Source organism: Propionicimonas sp., from assembly GCF_049840635.1.
Taxonomy (GTDB): domain Bacteria; phylum Actinomycetota; class Actinomycetes; order Propionibacteriales; family Propionibacteriaceae; genus Propionicimonas.
In genome coordinates, this window is the sequence record NZ_JASGKL010000005.1 from 1,506,443 (window position 1) to 1,528,910 (window position 22,468).

Annotated in this window: 16 protein-coding genes; 11 read left to right on the plus strand and 5 right to left on the minus strand. The window is 72.8% G+C overall.

The window, feature by feature from the left end:
- Positions 1–5: 5 nt before the first annotated feature.
- The 3 genes from QM779_RS12685 to QM779_RS12695 all read left to right on the plus strand — a co-directional run bounded on the left by QM779_RS12685 (position 6) and on the right by QM779_RS12695 (position 8,622).
- Entirely contained in the window at positions 6–5,051 is a 5,046-nt protein-coding gene (locus tag QM779_RS12685; RefSeq protein WP_428535752.1) for an Lhr family ATP-dependent helicase, read from the plus strand.
- Positions 5,052–5,053: 2 nt separating this feature from the next.
- Positions 5,054–5,974 carry an Fpg/Nei family DNA glycosylase gene (locus QM779_RS12690; RefSeq protein ID WP_428535754.1) on the plus strand — a complete coding sequence of 307 codons (921 nt, stop codon included), beginning with the start codon at positions 5,054–5,056 and terminating at the stop codon, positions 5,972–5,974.
- Between the two features lie 359 nt (positions 5,975–6,333).
- The gene (locus QM779_RS12695; RefSeq protein ID WP_428535756.1) at positions 6,334–8,622 is read left to right on the plus strand and encodes a bifunctional metallophosphatase/5'-nucleotidase; all 2,289 of its coding nucleotides are present in this window, start codon (positions 6,334–6,336) and stop codon (positions 8,620–8,622) included.
- Between the two features lie 118 nt (positions 8,623–8,740).
- Here QM779_RS12695 and QM779_RS12700 read toward each other — a convergent pair whose 3' ends face one another.
- On the minus strand, positions 8,741–10,438 hold the full coding sequence (locus QM779_RS12700; RefSeq protein WP_428535758.1) for a SulP family inorganic anion transporter: 1,698 nt from the start codon (positions 10,436–10,438) through the stop codon (positions 8,741–8,743).
- 33 nt (positions 10,439–10,471) lie between these two features.
- Complete coding sequence (locus tag QM779_RS12705; RefSeq protein ID WP_428535760.1) at positions 10,472–10,843, minus strand: ArsR/SmtB family transcription factor; 372 nt, start codon at positions 10,841–10,843, stop codon at positions 10,472–10,474.
- Positions 10,844–11,314: 471 nt separating this feature from the next.
- Here QM779_RS12705 and QM779_RS12710 point away from each other — a divergent pair, with 471 nt between their 5' ends.
- From QM779_RS12710 to efeB, 5 genes are all read left to right on the plus strand, one after another.
- Positions 11,315–11,998, plus strand: coding sequence for an ion channel (locus QM779_RS12710; RefSeq protein WP_428535762.1), 684 nt, complete (start codon positions 11,315–11,317; stop codon positions 11,996–11,998).
- A complete protein-coding gene (locus QM779_RS12715; RefSeq protein WP_428535764.1) occupies positions 11,995–12,618 on the plus strand; it encodes an MBL fold metallo-hydrolase in 624 nt (207 codons plus the stop codon). The genes QM779_RS12710 and QM779_RS12715 overlap by 4 nt, the downstream gene beginning before the upstream one ends.
- 298 nt (positions 12,619–12,916) lie before the next feature.
- Positions 12,917–14,515, plus strand: coding sequence for an iron uptake transporter permease EfeU (gene efeU, locus QM779_RS12720; protein WP_428535766.1), 1,599 nt, complete (start codon positions 12,917–12,919; stop codon positions 14,513–14,515).
- The gene (gene efeO, locus QM779_RS12725; protein WP_428535768.1) at positions 14,505–15,773 is read left to right on the plus strand and encodes an iron uptake system protein EfeO; all 1,269 of its coding nucleotides are present in this window, start codon (positions 14,505–14,507) and stop codon (positions 15,771–15,773) included. The genes efeU and efeO overlap by 11 nt, the downstream gene beginning before the upstream one ends.
- Entirely contained in the window at positions 15,770–17,104 is a 1,335-nt protein-coding gene (gene efeB / locus QM779_RS12730; RefSeq protein ID WP_428535770.1) for an iron uptake transporter deferrochelatase/peroxidase subunit, read from the plus strand. The genes efeO and efeB overlap by 4 nt, the downstream gene beginning before the upstream one ends.
- An 81-nt stretch (positions 17,105–17,185) precedes the next feature.
- Here efeB and QM779_RS12735 read toward each other — a convergent pair whose 3' ends face one another.
- On the minus strand, positions 17,186–17,482 hold the full coding sequence (locus QM779_RS12735) for an antibiotic biosynthesis monooxygenase (protein WP_428535772.1): 297 nt from the start codon (positions 17,480–17,482) through the stop codon (positions 17,186–17,188).
- Between the two features lie 275 nt (positions 17,483–17,757).
- Between QM779_RS12735 and QM779_RS12740 the strand changes: the two genes are divergently transcribed.
- The 3 genes from QM779_RS12740 (at position 17,758) to QM779_RS12750 (ending at position 20,567) form a co-directional block, all read left to right on the plus strand.
- Positions 17,758–19,011, plus strand: a complete 1,254-nt coding sequence (locus QM779_RS12740) for an MFS transporter (RefSeq protein ID WP_428535774.1) — start codon at positions 17,758–17,760, stop codon at positions 19,009–19,011.
- A gap of 80 nt (positions 19,012–19,091) precedes the next feature.
- The gene (locus QM779_RS12745) at positions 19,092–19,583 is read left to right on the plus strand and encodes a DinB family protein (RefSeq protein WP_428535776.1); all 492 of its coding nucleotides are present in this window, start codon (positions 19,092–19,094) and stop codon (positions 19,581–19,583) included.
- 72 nt (positions 19,584–19,655) lie between these two features.
- Complete coding sequence (locus QM779_RS12750) at positions 19,656–20,567, plus strand: phosphotransferase family protein (RefSeq protein ID WP_428535778.1); 912 nt, start codon at positions 19,656–19,658, stop codon at positions 20,565–20,567.
- Positions 20,568–20,606: 39 nt separating this feature from the next.
- On the opposite strand, the gene QM779_RS12755 is transcribed toward QM779_RS12750, so the two are convergent.
- Together QM779_RS12755 and QM779_RS12760 are read right to left on the minus strand one after the other, a co-directional pair.
- Positions 20,607–21,236: a GNAT family N-acetyltransferase gene (locus QM779_RS12755; RefSeq protein WP_428535780.1), complete on the minus strand. Its 630-nt coding sequence runs from the start codon at positions 21,234–21,236 to the stop codon at positions 20,607–20,609.
- A gap of 36 nt (positions 21,237–21,272) precedes the next feature.
- Positions 21,273–22,451, minus strand: a complete 1,179-nt coding sequence (locus QM779_RS12760; protein ID WP_428535782.1) for a DUF2207 family protein — start codon at positions 22,449–22,451, stop codon at positions 21,273–21,275.
- Positions 22,452–22,468 lie beyond the last annotated feature (17 nt).

Below are 22,468 nucleotides of genomic sequence, written 5' to 3' on the forward strand. Positions count from 1 at the left end.
GCACCATGACGGCGGACGTGTTGGAGCGGTTCTCTCCTGCCACCAGGGAGTGGTTCCGGAGCAGCTTCGCCGCGCCCACGGCCGCGCAGGCAGGCGCCTGGGACGCGATCTCCTCCGGGCAACACACCCTCGTCGTCGCGCCGACCGGCTCGGGCAAGACGCTGTCGGCCTTCCTGTGGGCGCTCGACCGGCTGGCCAGCGAACCTGTCCCGGACAAGCGGAAACGCTGCCGGGTGCTGTACATCTCACCGCTGAAGGCGCTGGCGGTGGACGTGGAGCGCAACCTCCGCTCGCCGCTGGTGGGCATCGGGCACGCCGCCACCCGTCTCGGCCTTGCCCGGCCGGACGTTCGGGTCGCCGTCCGTTCGGGCGACACCCCCGCCGACGAGCGCCGCGCGTTCGCCAGGGAGCCCGCCGACATCCTGATCACCACCCCCGAGTCGCTGTTCCTCCTGCTCACCTCGGCCGCGCGGGAGGCGTTGAGTGGCATCGAGACCGTGATCGTGGACGAGGTGCACGCCGTCGCCGGCACCAAGCGCGGCGCCCACCTCGCGCTCAGCCTCGAGCGTCTGGACGCCCTCCTCGAGCGGCCAGCGCAGCGGATCGGGCTGTCGGCGACCGTGCGCCCGGTGGAGGAGGTCGCGCGCTTCCTGGCCGGCGGGCGCGACGTCGCGATCGTCGCCCCGCCGAGCGAGAAGCGCTGGGACCTGGAGGTCGTCGTCCCCGTCCCCGACCTCGGCGCGATCGGGCAGCCGACCGGCAACCTGTCCGGTGCCGCCGCCGGAGACCCCGAGCGCACGTCGGTGTGGCCGCACGTCGAGGAGCGGATCGTCGACCAGATCGCCGCCCACTCCTCGACGCTGGTCTTCGTCAACTCCCGCCGCCTCGCCGAGCGCCTCACCGCCCGGCTGAACGAGCTCTGGCTGGAGCGCCTTGAGGCGGGCGTCGACGACAGCCGGGACAACGAGATCCCGGGTCACGCCCGGGATGACGAAGGCGGACGGGTCGGCACTCGGGCACCCGCGGAGAAGATGGCGCAGTCCGCGATCGGGCAGGGGGCGCCGCCGGTGCTCGCTCGGGCACACCACGGGTCGGTCAGCAGGGAACAGCGCCAGCTGATCGAGGAGGACCTCAAGGCGGGACGGCTGCCCGCGGTCGTCGCCACGTCCTCGCTCGAACTGGGCATCGACATGGGCGCGGTCGACCTCGTCATCCAGGTCGAGGCGCCGCCGTCGGTCGCGTCCGGACTGCAGCGGGTCGGACGCGCGGGCCACCAGGTCGGCGCGACCTCGCACGGCGTCCTGTTCCCCAAGTTCCGCGGCGACCTCGTCCAGACCGCCGTGATCACCGAGCGCATGCGCGCCGGAGCGATCGAGGCGCTGCGCGTTCCGGCGAACCCGCTCGACGTGCTCGCCCAGCAGGTCGTGGCGATGGTCGCGCTGGACGACTGGTCGGTCGCCGATCTGGAGGCGCTGGTCCGTCGCGCGGCCCCCTTCTCCGGGCTCACCCGCGGGGTGCTGGAGTCGGTCCTCGACATGCTCAGCGGGCGGTACCCGTCCGACGAGTTCGCCGAGCTGCGTCCGCGGCTGGTGTGGGACCGCGCCACCGGAACGCTGACCGGACGCCGCGGTGCCCAGCGGCTGGCGGTGACCAGCGGCGGCACGATCCCCGACCGCGGGCTGTACGGGGTGTTCCTCGCCGGGGACGGGGCGGGACGGCGGGTCGGCGAGCTCGACGAGGAGATGGTCTACGAGTCGCGGGTCGGGGACGTGTTCGCGCTCGGCACCTCGAGCTGGCGGATCGAGGACATCACCCATGACCGGGTGCTGGTCACCCCAGCGCCGGGGGTGCCTGCGCGGCTGCCGTTCTGGAAGGGCGACACGCTCGGCCGGCCGGCGGAGCTGGGCGAGGCGGTCGGCGCGTTCGTCCGTGAGATCGGTGCGCTGAGCCCGGAAAAGGCCCGCGCCCGCGCGGAGGACGCGGGGCTCGACGAGTGGGCGGCCGACAACCTGCTCGGGTACCTCGCCGAACAGACCGAGGCGATCGGCCGGCTGCCGCACGACCGGCAGCTCGTCGTCGAGCGCTTTCGCGACGAGATCGGCGACTGGCGAGTGGTCGTGCACTCCCCGTACGGCGCGCAGGTGCACGCCCCTTGGGCGCTGGTGGTCGCCGCCCGCCTCCGCGAGCGCTACGGCGTGGACGTCCAGGCCATGCACGCCGACGACGGCCTCGTCTTCCGCCTCCCCGACACCGACTGGCTGGGCGAGGAACCGGACGACGCCCTTCGTGACCCCACCTCCACGGTCCCTGAGGAGCGAGCGCCAGCGAGCGTCACGAAGGGCCACCGCCCCTCCACGGTCCCTGAGGAGCGAGCGCCAGCGAGCGTCACGAAGGGCCACCGCCACAGTCCGTCCGGACCCATGGACGAACTCCTGGACATCCTCTTCCCCGACCCCGACGAGGTCGCCGCGGTGGTCACGCAGGAGATCGGCGGGTCCGCGCTGTTCGCGTCCCGGTTCCGGGAGTGCGCGGGCAGGGCGCTGCTGCTGCCCAAGCGCCGGCCCGGGCAGCGCCAGGCGCTGTGGCAGCAGCGGCTTCGCGCGTCCCAGCTGCTGGAGGTGGCCAGCCAGTACCCGAGCTTCCCGATCGTGCTGGAGGCGGTCCGGGAGTGCGTGAACGACGTGTTCGACGTCCCCGGGCTGATCGAGCTGCTGCGCGGCGTCCGGTCGCGGAGGATCGCCACCGTCGCGGTCGAGACGCCGCACCCTTCGCCGTTCGCCTCGTCCCTGATGTTCGGCTATGTGGCGCAGTTCCTGTACGAGGGCGACTCGCCCCTGGCCGAGCGCAGGGCCGCGGCGCTCGCGCTCGACCCGTCGCTGCTCGCCGAGCTGCTCGGCACCACCGAGGGGCTCTCGCTGGCCGAACTCCTCGACCCCGATGCCCTCACGCGCACCGAGCGGGAGCTCCAGCACCTGGATCCGGGACGCCGCGCAAGGGACGCGGATGACCTCACCGACATCCTGCGCGAGCTCGGCCCGCTCGGCACGGACGCGGTCGCCGCTCGCTGCGACCAGCCCGACCGGGCGCGGACGTGGCTGGCCGACCTCGTCCACCAGCGCCGCGTGCTCGAACTGCCCGGCGCGCGGGGCCCACGCTGGGCAGTGGTCGAGGACGCCGGCCGGCTCCGCGACGCCCTCGGCGTCCCACTCCCGCCGGGAGTGCCGCAGGCGCTGCTCGAGCCCGTCCCCGATCCGCTCGGCGACCTGCTCGCGCGCTACGCGCGGAGCCACACCGTCTTCACCACGGGCGAAGTGGCGGCATGGCTGGGCATCGGTGCCTCCGTCGCGAGGGACGTGCTGCGTCGCCTGGTCGCGTCCGGCCGCCTCGTCGAGGGCGACCTGCGGCCTGTCGGGTGGCTGCCGCCGTCGAGTGGTGTCCTCCCGGCCCCTGGGGAGGCCAGCGGTGAGCCCGCGAACGATGGCGTCACAACGGTCCCTGAGGAGGCCCGCGGTGAGCTCGCGAACCGCGGGACGTCACGAAGGGCCGCGGACACGGTGGCGGCGGCCCTTCGCGACGCCGTGCCCCTCGCAGGCTCGAGGCACGGCTCCTCAGGGACCGTTGACGAGCGTCGCTCCTCGCCAGAGCTCGCCCCCGGGACCACCAGCGAAGGCGCGTCACCACCACACCCCGCGCTCGCCGGCGAGCAGTTCTGCGACGCGCGCGTGCTGCGGTTGCTGCGGCGGCGATCGCTGGCCGCGCTGCGGGAGGCGGTCGAGCCGGTCTCGGCCACGGATTTCGCGCGCTTCCTGCCCGCCTGGCAGGGGGTGGGTGAGCTGCGCGGGGTGGACGGCGTCCTCCGAGCGGTCGAGCAGTTGGCCGGGGTGCCGGTGCCGGCCAGCGCGCTGGAGTCGCTGGTCCTGCCGGCCCGGGTGCGCGACTACCGCCCCGCCATGCTCGACGAGCTCACCTCCGCCGGCGAGGTGCTGTGGCAGGGGCATGGCGCCCTGGCGGGCTCGGACGGCTGGGTCTCCCTGCATCCCGCCGAGCTCGCCCCGCTGACACTGGCCGAGCCGCAGCCCGTCCCCGACGACCTCAGCGCCGCCGTGCTGGACGCGATCGGCGCCGGCGGCTGGTTCTTCCGTCCACTGGCCGACCAGCTGGGCGTCACCGACGACGACCTCAGCACGGCCCTGTGGAACCTCGTCTGGGCCGGACGCCTCGGCAACGACACCGTCGCCCCGCTGCGCGCGCTGCTCGGCCAGGGTCACGGCGCCCACCGCTCGCGCGCTCCCGTCCCTGCCCGCGGACGGATCGGCGCCGGGCGCTACGGCCGGCTCCCCCGGGCGCCGCTCCCCCGCCGCACGGGGCCGCCGGAAGCGGCCGGGCGCTGGTCGGCGCTGCCTGCCGCGGAGCCCGATCCCACCTCTCGCGCCTTCGCCCGCGCGGAACTCCTGCTCGACCGCTACGGCGTGGTGACCAGGGGCAGCGCCGCCGCCGAGGACGTGCCCGGCGGGTTCGCCGGCGTGTACCGGGTGCTCGCGGCGGCGGAGGAGACCGGACGCGTCCGCCGCGGCTACTTCGTGGAGGGCCTCGGCGCCGCGCAGTTCGGCGGGACGGGTGCGGTCGACCGGCTGCGCGCGCTCGCCCGTCCGCTCGATGAGGGTGTTGCCGGACCCGCGCTCGTGCTGGCCGCCGCCGACCCGGCGAACCCGTACGGCGCCGCGCTGGCCTGGCCGAACCGACCGGACGCGGAGTCGCGCGGCCACCTGCCCGGCCGCAAGGCCGGCGCGCTGGTCGTGCTCGTCGACGGCCGGCTCGTCCTCTACGTCGAACGCGGGGGACGCACCCTGCTGTCGTGGTCCGACGATCCGGCTCTGCTGGAACCCGCGGCGGTGGCCCTCGCCGGCGCCGTGCACGCCGGCGCGCTGGGCAAGCTCACCGTCGAGCGCGTGGACGGGGAGTCCGTGCTCGGCTCCGACTCCCCGCTCGCGCTGGCGCTCGCGTCCGCTGGGTTCGGGCTCACGCCGCGCGGCCTGAGGCTGCGGAGGTAGCCGTGCCCGAGGGCGACACCGTCTTCCGCACCTGCGCGCGACTGCACGAGGCGCTCGCCGGGCGCGTCCTGGTCGCCGCCGAACTTCGCTGGCCCAGCCTCGCCACGGCCGACCTGACCGGCATGACCGTGTCCGGGGTCGTCCCGCGCGGCAAACACATCCTCCTCCGCCTCGACTCCGGCTGGACGCTGCACTCGCACCTGAAGATGGAGGGCCAGTGGCGCATCGAGCACACCGACTCCCTGACCCACGACACGGTCCCTGAGGAGGGCGCGAGGAACGAGCGCCCGTCACGAAGGGCCGCCGCCACCTGGCTGCGCCACCCCGACGTCCGCGCCGCCCTCATCACGCAGGAGTGGACGGCGATCGGCCTGCGCCTGGGCGTGCTCGACCTCGTCCGCACGAGCGAGGAGCACACGCTGGTCGGCCACCTCGGTCCGGACATCCTCGCCGCGGACTTCGACGTCTCGACGGCCGTCGCGAACCTGGCGTCCAGCGACACCACCATCGGCGCCGCCCTGCTCGACCAGCGCAACCTGGCCGGGATCGGCACGATGTGGGCGGCCGAGTCGCTGTTCCTCGAACGGGTCAACCCCTGGGCCGAGCACGTCGACGCATCGGTGATCACCCGGGTGGTGGAGCGGGCGCGCCGGCTGATGACCGCCGCCACCGCGAGCGGCCGGCAGTCGTCCACGGGGTCGAGCAGACCGGGCGATAACACCTGGGTCCACGGCCGCTCGGGACGCCCCTGCCGGCGCTGCGGCACGACGATCCGGGTCGCGCCGATCGGCCCGCCGACGCGCGAGCGCGTCCTGTTCTCGTGCCCCACCTGCCAGGGCGGCCTCGCCCCCACCGACGACGGACGTCCGATCGCCCCGCTCGGCGCCCGCGGGGGTCGCAGGGGACGCCGCGAGCCCCGCTGACGACCCCCGCGGGGCCCGTGCGCGGAGCCCGGAACGAGCACGGGCTCCGGCACGAGCCAGCCCGCGCCCATCCCGGACGTCCCACTCGTCCCGCCCGCGCCAGACGCTCCCGAAACTCGCAGAAGCCACCGAAATTTCGGGAGCGTTTGCGTGTTTGGGGAGCGTTTGTGCAGACGGTCAGAGCGCGGCGGGTCCGGCGGACGCCCGGCATGGAAGAGCCGGCGCGGGTGTCGGTGGGTGGGCCCCGAGCCATTCACTCCGGCAGGGCACCTGGGCTACGTTGGTTTACAGGTTCCGCGACGACGCGGACGCCGAGTTCGGTTCTCCCCACAGACCACCCTCTTGACCAAGGAGAAGCGTTGCCCATTCCACACCCGCGCCCCGTCCGCCTCGTCCTCGCCGCCATCCTCGGCGCCGGCCTGGCCATCGGCCCGCTCTCGGCCCCGGCAGCACACGCCGCCGACCCGGTCACCATCAACCTGTTGAACATCAACGACTTCCACGGCCGGATCGCGAAGGACACCACGGTCCAGTTCGCCGGCACGATCGAGAAGTCCCGCGCGCAGTACGGCGACGCCAACACCCTGCTGCTGTCGGCCGGCGACAACATCGGCGCGTCGCTGTTCGCGTCCGCCACCCAGGACGACCAGCCGACCATCGACGTCCTGAACGCGCTCGACCTGGCGGCGTCCGCGGTCGGCAACCACGAGTTCGACCAGGGCTTCGCCGACCTCACCGACCGGGTGATCGACGGCGGGGCGAACGCGAAGTGGGACTACCTCGGCGCGAACGTCTACACCACGGGGACGACCACCCCCGTCCTGCCCGGGTACGGCCTCTACACGGTGGGGGGTGTCACGGTCGGCGTGATCGGCGCGGTCACGCAGGAGACGCCGTCGCTCGTGTCCTCCCTCGGCATCAAGGGCCTCACCTTCGGCGACCCGGTCGAGGCGGTGAACCGGGTCGCGGCCCAGCTCACCGACGGCAATGCGGCGAACGGTGAGGCGCAGGTCCTGGTGGCCGAGTACCACGAAGGGGCGCCGGACAGCGCGTCCGCCACGATCGACCTGAACACCGAGCTCGGCAAGAGCACGGTGTTCGCCCACATCGTCGAGGACACCTCGGCGAAGGTGTCGGTCATCTTCACCGGCCACACCCACCAGACGTACGCGTGGGACGCGCCGGTCACCGGCGGCGGGACGCGTCCGGTGGTGCAGACGGGCTCGTACGCCACCAACGTGGGGCAGGTCCTGCTCAGCGTGGACCCCGGGACGGGCGAGGTGCTCAGCCACACCCAGTCGCTGATCCCGCGCAGCACCGACGCGGCCGCCGGGCTGGCCAGCACCTACCCGAGGGCCCAGGCGGTCCAGGACGTGGTCACCGCCGCGCTCGCCTACGCGGACACGGTCGGCAACAAGAAGATCGGTCGGCTCAAGGCCGACGTCACCACCGCCTTCAGCGGCGGCAGCTACGTCAACGGGAAGTACGCCGGCGGCACCAGGGACGACCGGTCGAAGGAGTCCGCGATGGGCAACCTCGTCGCCGACGCCCTGCTGAAGACCCTCAAACCGGCGGCCAGCGGCGGCGCCCAGATCGCGCTCGTGAACCCCGGCGGGCTGCGGGCAGAGCTGCTGTACACGCCTGGAGCGACGGAGACCCGCAAGAAGGGCGTGATCACCTACGCGATGGCCAACTCCGTACTGCCGTTCGTGAACAACCTGTGGACGACCACGCTGACCGGCGCGCAGTTGAAGGCGGTGCTGGAGCAGCAGTGGCAGCCGACGGGGTCGACCCGTCCCTACCTCCAGCTGGGGATGTCGAAGAACGTCCGCTACACCTACGACGCGTCGGCGGACGCGGGTTCGCGGATCACGGGGATCTGGGTGAACGGCACGCGGGTCACCGACGCCGGCACCTACCGGGTCGGCTCGTTCAGCTTCCTGCTGGCCGGCGGCGACAACTTCACCACCTTCGCAGCGGGCACCGACACGAAGGACTCGGGGCTGGTCGACTACCAGGCCTGGATCGCGTACCTGACGAAGACGTCCCCGGTGACGCCGTCGTTCGACAAGCACGCGGTGCAGGTGCAGGCCGCATCCACCGCCGCGGTCGGCGACGAGTACCCGATCTCGCTCTCCGGGCTGGACCTGACCTCGCTCGGCGCCCCGGCGAACACGAAGCTGACGGTGAAGGTCGGCGGGAAGACCGTCGCGAGGAACGTCCCGGTGACGGATGGGGCGGCGGCGTTCGACGTCACACTGCCGAACACGGGGAAGGTGGTCGTGACGGCGAAGCCCTCCGGCACCGTCGTGCGGATCCCGGTCACGATCGAGAAGGCGGAGCCGAAGGTCTACGGGTTGGCCGAGAGCCGGACGGTGAAGAAGGGGACGCCGGTGAAGTTCCGCGTCCAGACGGCCCCGCTCGGCACGGGCGTGTGGGTCACCGGGACCGTCAAGGTGTACGTCGGCGACCGCGTGGTGGCGAGGACCACCCTGCGGCCCGGGAACTACGGCACGAAGTCGATCACGATCCCGAAGTCGGCGCTGAAGCGGTACGGCCGCAGCACGGTGGTCGCGACGGCCAAGCTCGTCACGTCCCCCGTGGCCCAGCCGACCGACCTGAAGGTGCTGACGCTCACCATCGCCTGACCCTGCGTCCCCGGCGCGAAACCGGGGACGGTTCTCCTTTCGCGCCAGCCCGCTGCGGTGGCGCGAAAGGAGCACCGTCCCGGATTGCCAGCCACCGATCCCTGCCGTCGCCCGGGGCTCAGCGGCGGCGGCGGGGGACGGGCTGGCCGGCAAGCTGGCGGGCGACGTGGCTGCGGGCGTGGGCGACGGCGATCTCGAGGTCGTCGAACTGGTGCTCGCGGGTGCGAAGCGCCTCGAGGACGCCCGCGCGCGCGGCCATCCGCTCGTGCTTGGTCCGCAGCCCCTTGATCAGGACGGTGACACCGCGCGCCTCCAGCAGCTGGACGATCTCGGCGAGGCGGTGCGCGCCGGTCGGGTCGAGCAGCTCGACCTTCGACAGCCGCAGCACGACCACCCACGCGTCGATGTCGGCGATGTCGTCCATGATCCGGTCGGCGGCGCCGAAGAAGACCGAGCCGTTCACCCGCAGGAGCGCGATGTGTTCGTCCCCCGGCGCGGGCCAGCCGGGTAGTTCCTCGCGGTCGACGTGGGTCGTGTTGGCCAGCGCCCGCAACGCGAAGAACGCCGCCAGCACGATGCCGATCTCGACCGCGGTGATCAGGTCGAGCAGCACCGTGCAGGCGATGGTCACGACGAAGGTGGCCGCCGTGCTGCGTCCGACCTTCAGCAGAGCGCGGACCTCGCGCACGTCCACCATGTGCAGGGTGGTGGCGATCAGGACGCCGGCCAGCGCCGACAGCGGGATCCGCGACGCCAGTCCGGCCCCGACCGCGACCACGCCGGCCAGCAGCAGCGAGTGGGTGATGGCGGCCAGCCGCGACCGGGCACCGGCGCGGACGTTGACGGCCGTCCGCGCGATCGCCCCGGTGGCCGGCATGCCCCCGAAGAGGCCGGACGCGATCGACGCGAGCCCCTGGCCGAAGACCTCGCGGTCGGGCAGGACGCGTCCGGTGGGCGCCATGCCGGCGGCGACGCGGGCCGACAGCAGCGACTCGATGGCGGCGAGGACGGCGACCGCGACGGCGGGGGCGGCGAGCTCGTGCAGGATCCCCAGATCAATGCCGGGGACCGAGGGCAGCGGCAGGTGGTCGGGCAGCGCACCGATCCTGCTGACGTCCAGACCGGCGACCTCGGCGACGACCGTCGCGACGACCACGGCGATCAGGGCGCCGGGGACCGACCGGGAGACCCGCCGGAGCACCTCGATCACGAGGACGACGCCGAGGGTGACCGACAGGGGCAGCCACGCGTGCGTCCAGTCGGCTGCGCGGACGGCGTCAACGGCGGCCTGCAGGGTCTTCTCCCCCGGCGTGGACGCGGCGTCCAGGGCGAGCGGCACCTGCTGGAGGGCGATGATCAGCGCGATGCCGGCCGTGAAGCCCTCGATCACCGGCCAGGGGATGTAGACGACGACGCGGCCCAGCCGCAGCGCGCCCGCGGCGACCAGCATCACGCCCGCGATCACGGAGACCGCCACGACGGCCTGCGTTCCGTACTGGGCGACGATGGGCGCGAGGACGACGGCCATGGCCCCGGTGGGCCCGGACACCTGGACGTTCGAGCCGCCGAACACCGCCGCGACGAGGCCGGCGACGATCGCCGTGACCAGCCCGGCGGCGGCGCCCATCCCCGAGCTGACGCCGAACGCGAGCGCGAGCGGGAGCGCGACGACGCCGACCGTGACGCCGGCGATGAGGTCGCGCCGCCAGCTCGTCCGCAGCGGGGTGAGGTCGGCGCGACCGGGCAGCAGCCCGACCAGGTGGCTGCGGATGTGCGGGGGGATCAGGGCGGGACGGGGCGTTGCGGTGTCGGACATGGAGCCGTTCGGGTCGATGGTGAGGGTCCGCCGTCAGGGCAGCGGGGGCAGGGCGGACGCGGCGGCGAGCTGGTCGCCTGAGGCCTCCAGCGAGTCGAGCAGGAACCGTCGGGCGCTGGTCAGCAGGTCGACGACGGCGGGGTGCGCGGTCCGGTAGTAGACGTGCGAGCCGACTCGCCGCGACGTGACCACGCCGTACTGGCGCAGGACGCCGAGGTGCCCGGATAGGTGGGACGGGGACGCGTCGATGTCCGCGAGCAACGCGGTCACCGTGACCTCGCCCGCCCCGGGTGCGGCGGTCTCCGCCGCCACGAGCAGTTCCAGCACCCGGATGCGGATCGGGTGCGCGAGGGCCCGGAACAAGTTGGCCTTGATCTCGTAGAGCGGCTCGTCGGCAGGCTTCACGGTTTCACAATATCGTGAAATCGCCGACCCGCGCCGCCCCGTCCCACCCCGGCGTCCTCCTCGTCCCCACTCTGCGCGCGTAAAGCCACTCTGCGCGCGAAATATCGCGCGCAAGGTGGTGCTTTCGCGCGCAGAGTGGGGGTAGCGGGCTCGGTGAGCCGCTCGAGGGCTCGGGACGCGGACGCCCCTGTCATCCCAGGCTTGACCCGGGATCTCCGCGTCCATGCCCGCGGCCACAACAACGAGATCCCCGCCTCCGCTGGGATGACAGGCAAAATGCGATCGCCCCCGTCATCCCAGGCTTGACCCGGGACCTCCGCGTCCACGCCGACAGCCACAACAACGAGGTCCCGGCCTCCGCCGGGATGACGGAAACAGGCACGCCCCCGTCATCCCGGGCTTGACCCGGGACCTCCGCGTCCATGCCCGCGGCCACAGCAACACGGAAACCGGGACGGTTAGGGTGTGCGCATGGCGCGCCGGGCCTGGCTGTTCGTGCGGAGGAACCCCTCCGCGGCGCTGCTCGTCGTGCAGCTGCTGGGCATCCTGCTGTACGCGTTCGTCGACGACAGCCCCGCCAACTCGCTGGGACGCCTCACGCTCACCCTCTTCGGGATGCTGGTCGTGGTGCTCGCGCTCGGCGTCGTCCGCGCCACCCCCACCTACACCTGGCTCGGTGTCCTGATCGGGATCCCCGCGGTGATCCTCACGGTGATCGACTGGGCCACCGGCGGCACCACGGGCTGGCACCTCGCGTCCGACATCGTCCACGTCGCGTTCTACGGGTACACCCTGGTCGGCCTGCTCAGGTACATGTTCGACGACGAGACGGTGACCAACGACGAGATCTGGGCCATCGGCGCCACCTTCACGGTCGCGATCTGGCTGTGGGCGTACGCCTACTCCGTCGTCCAGACCCTGGTCCCCGGCTCGTTCACCGCCGCCGTCGACCCGGAAGGGCAGCGCTCCTGGATGGAACTGTTGTTCCTCTCGACCACCACGATGAGCAGCACCGGCCTGTCGGACGTGGTGCCGGTCAAGCCCGTCGCCCGCTCGGTGGTGATGGTCCAGCAGATCGCGGGCATGCTGTACCTGGCGGTCGCCGTGTCCCGCATCGTCGGACTCACCCTCGGACGCCGCCGGAAGGACGCATGAAGCAACTCACCCGCAGCACCCACTGGCTCACCTCAGCGGTCGGCGCCCACTGCTACTGGCTGGACGCCGGCAGCCACGTCGCGATCGTCGATCCGGGGATGACGGCCGGCCTCAACCGCGTGGCCCGCGAACTCCGCGCCGCGGGACGTTCGCCGTACGAGGTGACCGACATCCTGCTCACCCACTACGACGCCGACCACGCTGCGGCCGCCGCCGAGTGGCAACGACGGACGGGCGCCCGCACCTGGCTCGGCGCGGAGGACGCGGCCGTCCTGACCGGCGCAGCCTCCGTCCCACCCACGCCCTTCCGGCAGGCGATGGCCGTCCTCGGCCAGCCCGAGCTCCCCGGACGGCTGCACCTCATCGAGGGGGACGTCGAGCTCTGGCCCGGCCTGGTCGCCCTGCACACCCCCGGGCACACGCCCGGCCACCACTCGTTCCGCGCAGACGACGTCCTGTTCGTCGGAGACTCGTTCCAGCTCAAGGACGGACGCCCCGTCCCGCCGCCCGCGTTCCTGCAGACGAGCGTGCGGCAGGGGCTCTCGGACGTCGCCCGGCTCGGCGCCCTCGACGTCGACTGGTACTGCTGCGGCCACTCCGACCCGGTGCGCCGCCGCTGAGCGGGCGGACCCCGTCCCACCCGCACAAACGCTCCCGAAACCCGCAGAAGCTCCCGGACTTTCGGGAGCGTTTGCGCGTTTCGGGAGCGTTTGTGGGTGACCGGCCGGAGAGCGGCGGACGCGGCGGGGTCCGGCAGCGCGTCCGGAACCGGAAACGATTTCCGCGCGTCCCATTTTGCGGAAATCCTCGCGGACTACTGTCGGGCAGGGCTAGCCTGACCTGAGGTTAGGCAAACCTAACCCGCCGGAACCGCGCCTCATCCCGTGGCCCGACGTGAGACGACGTACGGAGACGAGCGTGCTTGCCACCTTCGTGATCGGCCTGCGCGAGGGCCTCGAGGCAGCGCTGATCGTCGGCATCATCGCCGCCTTCCTCAAGCGCAACGGCCGTTCGCTGACCCCGATGGTGGTCGGGGTGGTCGCCGCGATCCTGCTCAGCCTCGGCGTCGGCGTCGGCCTGCACCTCGTCGAGGCCCAGCTGCCCCAGGCCGCACAGGAGGGCATGGAGACGATCATCGGGGTCGTCGCTATCGTGTTCGTCACCGGCATGGTGCTGTGGATGAGCACCCACTCCCGCGGCATGAAGAAGGAACTGGAGGCCGAGGCCGGCGAGGCGCTCGGCAGCGGCTCCACCCGGGCGCTCGCACTGATGGCCTTCCTCGCCGTGCTGAAGGAGGGCTTCGAGACCTCCGTCTTCCTGCTGGCCACCTTCTCCGCCTCCACGGACGCGGGCGCCGCCGCGCTCGGCGCAGCCCTCGGCCTGATCGGGGCGACCGCGATCGGGTACGGGCTGTACCGCGGCAGCGTGAAGCTGAACCTCGGCCGCTTCTTCCAGATCACCGGCGCCTTCCTCGTCCTCGTCGCCGCCGGCCTCGTCGTCAGCACCCTCGGGGCAGCGCACGAGGCGGGCTGGCTGGACGCGGGCCAGCAGCGCACCGTCGACCTGACCTGGCTCGCCCCGACCGGCTCGGTCCGCGGCGCCCTGTTCACCGGCGTCCTCGGCATCCCGCAGGACCCCCGCCTGATCCAGGTGGTCGGCTGGTTCTCCTACCTGGTCCCGATGGCGCTGTACCTGTACTGGCCGCGCCGGCTGCGTCCGTCCGCGGCGGCCGCCGTGAAACTGCGCTACGGCATCGCCGCCGGGATGGTCGTCATCGCCGCAGCGCTGGCCCTGGCGATCGGGCCCGCCAGCATGCCGGCCCTCGGCGCCGCGCCCCTGGTGGACGCCGCGGGCCAGTCGGCCGGCACCGTCGACGTGCAGGCGGGGACGGCCACCGTCCAGACCGCGTCCGGAACCAGCACGATGGCGCTCACCGGTGGGGAGAACGTCAACCACGCCCGGGTCCCCGACGCCGTGCAGTACACCGAGAGCCTCGACCCCGCCACGACCGGCCTGCCGGCCACCCTCACCCTCGAGGAGCTCGCCACCCTGAACGGCGGCCGGCTGCCCGTAGGCGTCAACCCGCAGCAGGCGACCGGACCGTTCGAGGCGACCTGGACGACGTCCGGCCAGCGCCAGCTGTGGCTCGCGTCCGGTCAGGTGCTCGACTTCACGCAGTCGGAGACCACGGCGGTCACCGTCTCCGGCGGCGGCCTCGGCTCGGCGCGCACGTTCACCATCTCGGGCACGCTCCCCGGCGGTACGAACGTCGCCGCCAGCGACCTCAGCGTCGCCGCCGACCACGTCCAGGCGGTCGCGAGCGCCGCCGCGACGGTTCGCACCGACCGTGTCGAGCGGCAGTTCTGGGGACGGACGTTCCCTGCGCTGCTCGTCGTGGCCGCACTGCTCGTCCTGATCCAGGCCCGGCGCGACCAACAGCGCCTGGCCGCCCCGCCCCCCGCCCCGTCGGTGGTGGCACCCGTCAACGAACCCGAGAGGAACCTCCATGTCGCCTAGAACCACCCGCCTGCTGAGTGTCGGGGCGGTGGCCGTGCTGTCGGTCGGCCTCGCCGCCTGCAGCACCCCCGCCGCCACCACCCCGTCCGCGTCCGCGCCGGCCAGCACGACGGCCAGCGCCGCCGCCGCCACTGACGGCGCCGCGCCGGTCAGCAACGGCGCCGCCCAGGTGGCGATCAGCCTGACCAACGACGGCACCGACAAGTGCACGCTCGACTACACCTCCGCGGCCGCGGGCCCGATCACGTTCACGGTCACCAACGTCAGTTCGACGGCGATCACAGAGATCGAGCTGCAGAGCGACCTCAAGATCGTCGGTGAGAAGGAGAACCTCGCCCCCGGCCTGCCCGCGTCCAGCTTCACCGTGACGCTGGACGGCGGCACCTACAAGGTCTACTGCCCCGGCGCCGACCCGGAGTCCCAGGACTTCACCGTCACCGGCACGGCGGCCGAGGCGCCCAGCGGCACCACCGCGCAGCTGCTGAAGCAGGGCGCGTCCGACTACGCGGCCTGGGTGGTCGCGCAGGCCGAGGAGATGCAGACCGCCGTCGGCACGCTGAAGAGCGCGATCGACTCCGGCGACCTGGACGCGGCGAAGGCCGCGTACGTGAAGGCGCGTCCCTTCTACGAGAAGATCGAGTCCGACGTCGAGGGCTTCGTGCTCGACGGGTTCAAGGTGGACGACAACTCCGGCAACCTCGACTACCTGATCGACATGCGGGCGTCCAGCCTCGACCCCAAGGTGGGCTGGAGCGGCTTCCACGCGATCGAGCGCGACCTCTACAAGAGCGGTGAGATCACCGCGAAGACGAAGAAGTACGCGTCCGACCTGGTCACGAACGTCGGCAAACTCGTCACCCTCGTGAAGGGCCTCACCTACAAGCCGGAGGACCTCGCCAACGGCGCGGCCAGCCTGCTGGAGGAGGTGCAGGCGAACAAGATCACCGGCGAGGAGGAGTCCTACAGCCACATCGACCTGGTCGACTTCGCGTACAACGTGGAGGGCGCCAAGCAGGCCTTCGCGAACCTCCAGCCGGGCCTGGAGAAGATCGACGCCGACCTCACCGACCAGGTCGCGACCCAGTTCGCCGCCGTCGACACCGCGCTGGACGCCTACCGCGACAGCTCCGCTCCCGGGGGCTACATCTCGTGGACGAAGGAGAACCGGACGAAGTACGCGAAGGGCCTGAGCCAGGCCGTCCTCGCGCTGCAGCAGCCGCTGCAGAAGATCGCGGAGAAGGTGGCGACCGCGAAGTGAGCGAGGGGCCTGATCCCGCGGCCGTACCCCTCCCGGAGGAGCCGGCCGCACCGGAGCCCGGCCAGCCGGCCGGCGGGGTCTCCCGCCGGCGGCTGTTCGCCGGGGCCGCGGGCGGAGCGGTGGCCGGAGCCCTCGTGGGCGCGGCCGGCACCGCGGCCGCCTACTCCCTCGGCGGCGCGTCGACGGCGCCCGGCGGTGCGCAGTCGGAAGAGGTCGACAGCGTCGACCTGACGAAGTCCGTGCCGTTCTACGACCAGGGCAACCAGTCGGGGATCCGGACGCCGCCGCAGCGGCACGCGCTGTTCATGACGTTCGACCTGAACCCGTCGGCCACCGCCCAGGACCTGCAGGTGCTGCTCGCGCGCTGGACGGCGGCGATCGCCCAGCTGGTCCAGGGCAAGACGATCGGGGTGGTCGAGCCGCCGCGTCCGGACGCGGTGGGGATCGACACCGGAGAGGCGTACGGCCTCGAACCAGCGTCCCTCACCGTCACGGTGGGGCTGGGCCCGGGCGTGTTCGACGACCGGTTCGGGCTCGCGGACAAGCGTCCGGCGCTGCTGGCCGACCTGCCCCGGATCCCCGGCGAGAGCCTCCAGGCGGAGCTGACCGGCGGCGACCTGTCCCTGCAGGTGTGCTCGGACGACCACCAGGTGGCCTACCACGCCGTCCGCAACCTCGCCCGGATGGTGACGACGACCGCCCAGACCCGCTGGGTGGTGATGGGGTTCGGGCGGGCGAGCGCCGGCACAGGGCAGACCACGCCGCGCAACCTGTTCGGGTTCAAGGACGGGACGCGCAACGTCAGCGGCGACGCCGACTTCGACGAGTTCGTCTGGCTGAAGGACGCCGACTGGATGACCGGCGGCACGTACCAGGTGGTCCGCAAGATCCGGATGACCATCGAGAACTGGGACGCCGACCGGGTCTCCGACCAGCAGCGCGTGTTCGGCCGCACGAAGAACGAGGGCGCGCCGCTGAGCGGCGCGAAGGAGTTCGACACCCCCGACTTCGCCAAGCTGGACGGGGACGGCGCGACGCTGATCGACGCGTCCTCCCACGTGGCGTTGGCCGCTCCCGAGAACAACGGCGGGATGAAGATCCTCCGTCGCGGCTACAACTACACCGACGGCCTCAACGACCAGGGCCTGCTGGACGCCGGGCTGCTGTTCATCTCCTACCAGAACGACCCCGCGCACTTCGTCACCCTGCAGGAGAAGCTCGGCCGCTTCGACCTGCTGAACGAGTACATCCAGCACGTCGGCTCCGGCGTCTTCGCGATCCCGCCCGCCCCGAAGACCGGCGGCTACATCGGCCAGGCCCTCTTCGAGTAGGCGCCTGCCCCCTCCCGACGGTCCCTGAGGAGACTCGTGAGCGCAGCGAGCGAGTCGTCACGAAGGGCCGCGGGCGATGCCTCAGGTGGGGAAGGCGATGTCGCGGTACTTCACTGAACTACGCGGCTCCGCCATGAGGTCCGCGACGGCGTCCCGCCAGGTCGCGTAGTGGGCGGTCTCCTTGTGGGCGGCGGCGGCGTCCTCGGTGCGGTAGGCCTCCACGAGGACGAACCGGGTCGGGTCGTCGAGGGCCTGGACGACGTCGAAGCGGGCGATTCCCGCCTCGAGCAGGGACGCCGCCGCATTGGCCCGCGTGGCCTCGATGAACGCGTCCACCCCTTCGGGAACCACGTGGACGAAGACGTGCACGATCAGCATGGCCCCATCATGCCGACCCGACGGCAACTGCGGACAGCCCCTCATCGCCACGCCCGTGCCGCCCACCCGCTGACGCGATCCCGCCACTCGTGGCGTCCCACCCTGCTCCGCCGTCACGCCCTGCCGCTCCCGCGGCGGGATCGCGTCACCGCCGGCACACCAGACCCGGACGGCGGAGTTGCCCCCACACCCTCCGCGGTGCGATCATCGAAGGCTGCCCGGCGCGAATCCGCGTCCGGACCATCCCGACTCCGCCGTCATCCACAGGAACCGCCATGCCCGCCTCCAGCCAGAGCCGCGAACTCGTCGCGAACCAGCCCTTCATGGTGCTGCTGGCCGCCCGCACCATCTCGATGCTGGGCATGGCGTTCGCACCGGTGGCCCTCGCGTTCGGGATCCTCGGCCTGCCCGGGGCGGACGCGGGGACGCTGTCGATCGTGCTGGCGAGCCAGACGATCCCGCTCGTGGTGTTCATGCTGGTCGGCGGCGTGGTCGCCGACCGCTACCCGCGCGCCCTCGTCCTGCGGTGGGGACAACTGGTCGCTGCAGCGGCCTGGGGATCGATCGGCGTGATGATGCTGACCGGCCACACCCCGCTGTGGCTGCTCTGCGTGGCCGCGGCGTTCGCGGGCATGGCCGGCTCGGCCGTCTACCCCGCGCTGACCGGGATCATCCCCGACCTCGTTCCCGTCCACCTCCTCCAGCAGGGCAACGCCTGGCTGTCCATGGGTGCCAGCGCCGCCCGGTTCGCCGGCCTGGTCGCCAGCGGCGCGGTCGTGGTGTGGCTCGGCGGCGGCTGGGCGATGGTGGTCGCTGGCACGCTCTACCTCGTCGCTGCGACGCTGTCGAGCTTCCTGCCCCGGACGAGCGCCCTCGCGCGCGGCGAGGAGAGCCCGCTGCGCCAGCTGAGGGACGGCTGGGGCGAGTTCCGCAGCCGGCAGTGGCTGTTCGTCTGCGTGCTCCAGTGGGCGGTCATGCTGATGGTGCTCCAGGCGTCGCAGGGCGTCCTCGGCCCGGTGGTCGCGCAGGCCGAACTCGGTGGGGCCGCGGGCTGGACGTACGTCCTCGCCGGCGAGGCCCTCGGGGCGATCCTCGGCGTCGGCATCGCGATGGTGTGGCGGCCGCGGCGTCCGATCTTCGTCGCGACGTTGCTCACGTTCTCTGCGGCAGCCCCGCAGCTGCTGCTCGGGGTGAGCGCCCCGCTGTGGACGGTCGTCGCCGCGGCCTTCGTGATGGGGATCGGTTTCGACCTGTTCGGCGTGCTGTGGATGACGACCATGCAGCACGAGGTGCCGGCGGAGTCGCTGTCCCGGGTGGCCTCCTACGACGCGCTCGGTTCGCTGATGCTGGGGCCGATCGGCCTGCTGCTCGCCGGACCGGCCGCCGCGGCCTTCGGCGTCCATGCCGCCCTGATCGGGACGGGTGTGGTCAGCATCGCCACCACCCTGTTCGCCCTGGCGTTCCCCGAGGTGCGCCGGCTGCGTTCGCGTCCCGCACCGCTGCCGGTCGAGGTGGTCGAAGCCGCCTGAGCCGGACGGACGGCCCGCACGGCCGGCCCCTGTGCGGTGTCGGTGGGGTCGCGTAGCGTGTCGGGTGAGGAGGTTCCACCATGTCCGAGCTCGACACCGAACGCGCCGACCTGCTGGCCGCGCTCGACCGCCACCGCGGTTTCCTGCTGTTCACGGCCCTGCGGCTCACCGATGACCAGGCCAGGCTGACCTCGACCGTCAGCGAGCTGCACATCGGCGGCATCATCAAGCACGTCGCTGCCACCGAGCGCGGCTGGATCGCGTTCATGACCGGCGGCGACATGGCCGAGGCGGCCGGCGACTGGTGGCAGGGCCACCACATGGGCCCGGACGAGACGCTCGAGGCCATCATCGACGACTACCAGCAGTGCGCGGCCGAGACCGAGGCCGCCGTCCGGGCATTGCCTGACCTCAACGAGGCCCGGCCGCTTCCCGACGAGCCGTGGTTCGAGCCCGGCACGACGTGGACGGCCCGTCGCGTCCTGCTGCACATCCTCGCCGAGACCGCGCAGCACGCCGGCCACGCCGACATCATCCGCGAGGCCATCGACGGGCAGAAGACGATGGGCTGACCCCGGGGCACGACGTTCGGCGGGCGGACGGGTAGTGTTCCCCTGCTGCCACGATCGGACGAAGGGGTGCGCATGGCCACTGCGGAGGCGTCCGCTGGGCTGACCCCGCACCTGGCCGACTGGATCCGCGCCACCGCCGCCGAGCAGGACCCCCGGATCGGGCCGACCACGCCCGTGGTGCCGCTGATCACGCGCGGGCTGCCGACGCGTCCGGTCGCCCCCGACCACTCGCAGGTCTACATCTGCGCGGGCGTCATCGTGAAGCTGCACGGCGAGCGCACCGATCGCGAGCGGCTCGCCCGGCGCCTGCACGGGATCGGCGCCACCGACATGGACCGGCTGTGGATCCAGCCGCTCCGCTACGGCCCGCTGATGGCTCCGGGCGACCGGCTCGCGACGATCTGGCCGCGCGTCACCGTGCTGTCGACGATCGACCGACCGCCGTGGTCGGACGTGGGCCAGCTGCTCGCGCGGCTGCACCGCATGCCCCTGATCGACGGCCTCCCTCGGCTGGGCGGGCACTCCCGGCTGGCCCGTTCGGTCGCGTATCTGCGCGAGTCGGGGCGGACGGACCTGGCCTGGCTGGTCGACGTCGGCGACGACCTCGACGGCCGGCTCGCGACCCCGCGGCAGGTGACCCTCGCCCATGGGGACTTCCACCTCGGCCAGCTCGGCCACACGCCGCTGCGGCGCAGCTGGAAGCTGCTGGACGTGGACGATTTCGGCGTCGGCGACCCGGCGTGGGACCTCGCCCGTCCCGCGGCGTTCTGGGCGACCGGCCTGCTCGACGACGAGTCGTGGCAGGCGTTCCTCGCGTCCTACCGGGAGGCAGGAGGCCCGGCCGTCCCTGTTGACGGCGACCCGTGGCCGTCCCTCGCGGTTCCCGCCCGGGCGGCCATGCTGGTCGCCGCCGTCCAGGCTGTCCGGACGCCCCAGAGCGAGGACACCGCCGCGCTCCTGCTCGACGCCTGCCGCCGCCTCTGACCGGAGCCGGGCCGGCTCGGTTGCGTCCGGCGACCGGGGTCAGGACCGGCGGGCGAGGAGTCCTTCGCTGACCCTTGGCCAGTCGTCGACCGTCACGCTGAACACGACGGTGTCGCGGAAGCTGCCGTCCTCACGGCGCAGGTGGCGACGCAGGACGCCCTCACGGGTGGCGCCGAGGCGGGCGATCGCAGAGGCGGAGCGCGTGTTGACCGCGTCCGTCTGGATCTTCACCCGCCCGTAGCCGAGGTCCTCGAAGCAGTGCTTCAGCAGCAGGTACTTCGTCTCGGGATTCACCACGGTCCCCCACACGAGCCGCGCATACATCGTCCAGCCGAGGTGCAGCCGCTCGTGGGCGAGGAACGCCTCGCCGAGCGACGACGTGCCGACGAGCGTGCCCGCCGCACCGAGCGGTGAGTCCTCCACCAGCCGGACGGCGTACGCCACGCGGCCGCGTCCCTCGCCGTCGCAGGACGGCGGGTCGAGGTACTGCGCGCGGGCCAGCTCGAGCGCCTCCTCGTCGGTGGTCGGACGGTGCCGCATCACGTAGCCGGAGGAGTAGACGGCGGGGTCAGCCAGGATCCCCGCCAGCGCGGGCAGGTCGGACTCGATGACGGGGCTCAACCGGACGAAGCGTCCGGACAGCCACGCACCCTGGGGCAGTTTCGGCATCCCGCCATCGTAGGCGAGCGGCGTCGCGACGCGGCCTCAGAAGTCGCAGCCGCAGCCGTCGGCGAGGTCGCAGCCGTCGCCCAGGCCACCGAGCAGGTCACCGATCGAGTCGGCGAAGCCGGCGGTGCCGTCCGTGAGGTCGCCCAGGCCGTCGAGGATGCCGCCGGCGTCGAGGTCCACACCGTCGAGCAGTCCCGCGGCATCGCCGCCGAGGTCGACGCCGGACGCCAGCACGTCCAGCATGCCCAGCGGCAGGTCGATCCAGCTGAACTGCGCGGCCAGGTCGCCGGGCGTCCCGGAGTCGCGGAGGGCCTGTGCGAACACGGCGTTCCAGTGCGCGACAACGCCGAACACCATCGCGTACGGGAGGTACCGGGTGTAGACGTCGGCGGCGGCGTCTGCGGCCAGCTGGCCGGCCTCCGCCGTGCCGAGGTAGAGCCGGAACCCCTCCGTCTGGGCGCGGACGGCGCTGCCCTCGGCGGTCGTCGGCGTGCGCAGGGCCTGCGTCCCCACGATCAGGACGCCACCGGCGATCGCCAGGCCCAGCCCGGCCACCCACGCGTCCCCCGCCCAGAAGCTGACCACCATGCCGAGCAGGCCGAGCACGACCAGGACGCCGCCGGCCGTCCACCACCCCTTCGCGCGCCCGCGGGGGTGCGCGGCGAACCAGCCCCGGTCGACCGTCTCCCGGTAGAGCTCGACGACCGCCTGCCGCAGCACCGCGCCGTGCGACCGGCGGACCTCGGACAACGTGATCACCGGGCCGCGGGCGAACAGGCCGCCGATCACCTGGCGCTCCGCGGGCGACAGGACGTCGGCCGGCGCCGGGTCGCGGCGGCGCAGCTCCCAGTCCTTGGCCGTCCGCTTGGCCCTGCGCTCCGGCGTCGCGGGCTGCTGGTCACCGTCCAGCGGCTTCAACCGGAACCAGCCCCGGACGGCGAGGTCGATCAACGTGGCGGAGATGTCGACAGGGTTCACCGTGTTGTCGAGGACGGTCCCCGCCAGCCCGGGCGAGACCCCGTCCGGCGGGGTGAACCGGACGGCGATCGGCCCGCGCTCGCGTCCGTCCACCCGGACGCGCCGGACGACCTGACCGGGTGCCGGCAGCAGGCCGGGCGTGAGTCCGGCGAACACCTCGTCGCGATGGCTGCGCCGCACCCACATCACCACCAGGACGCCCATCACGACGAACGCGATCCCGAGAAGCACTCCCACGCGTCCCATCCTCCCCG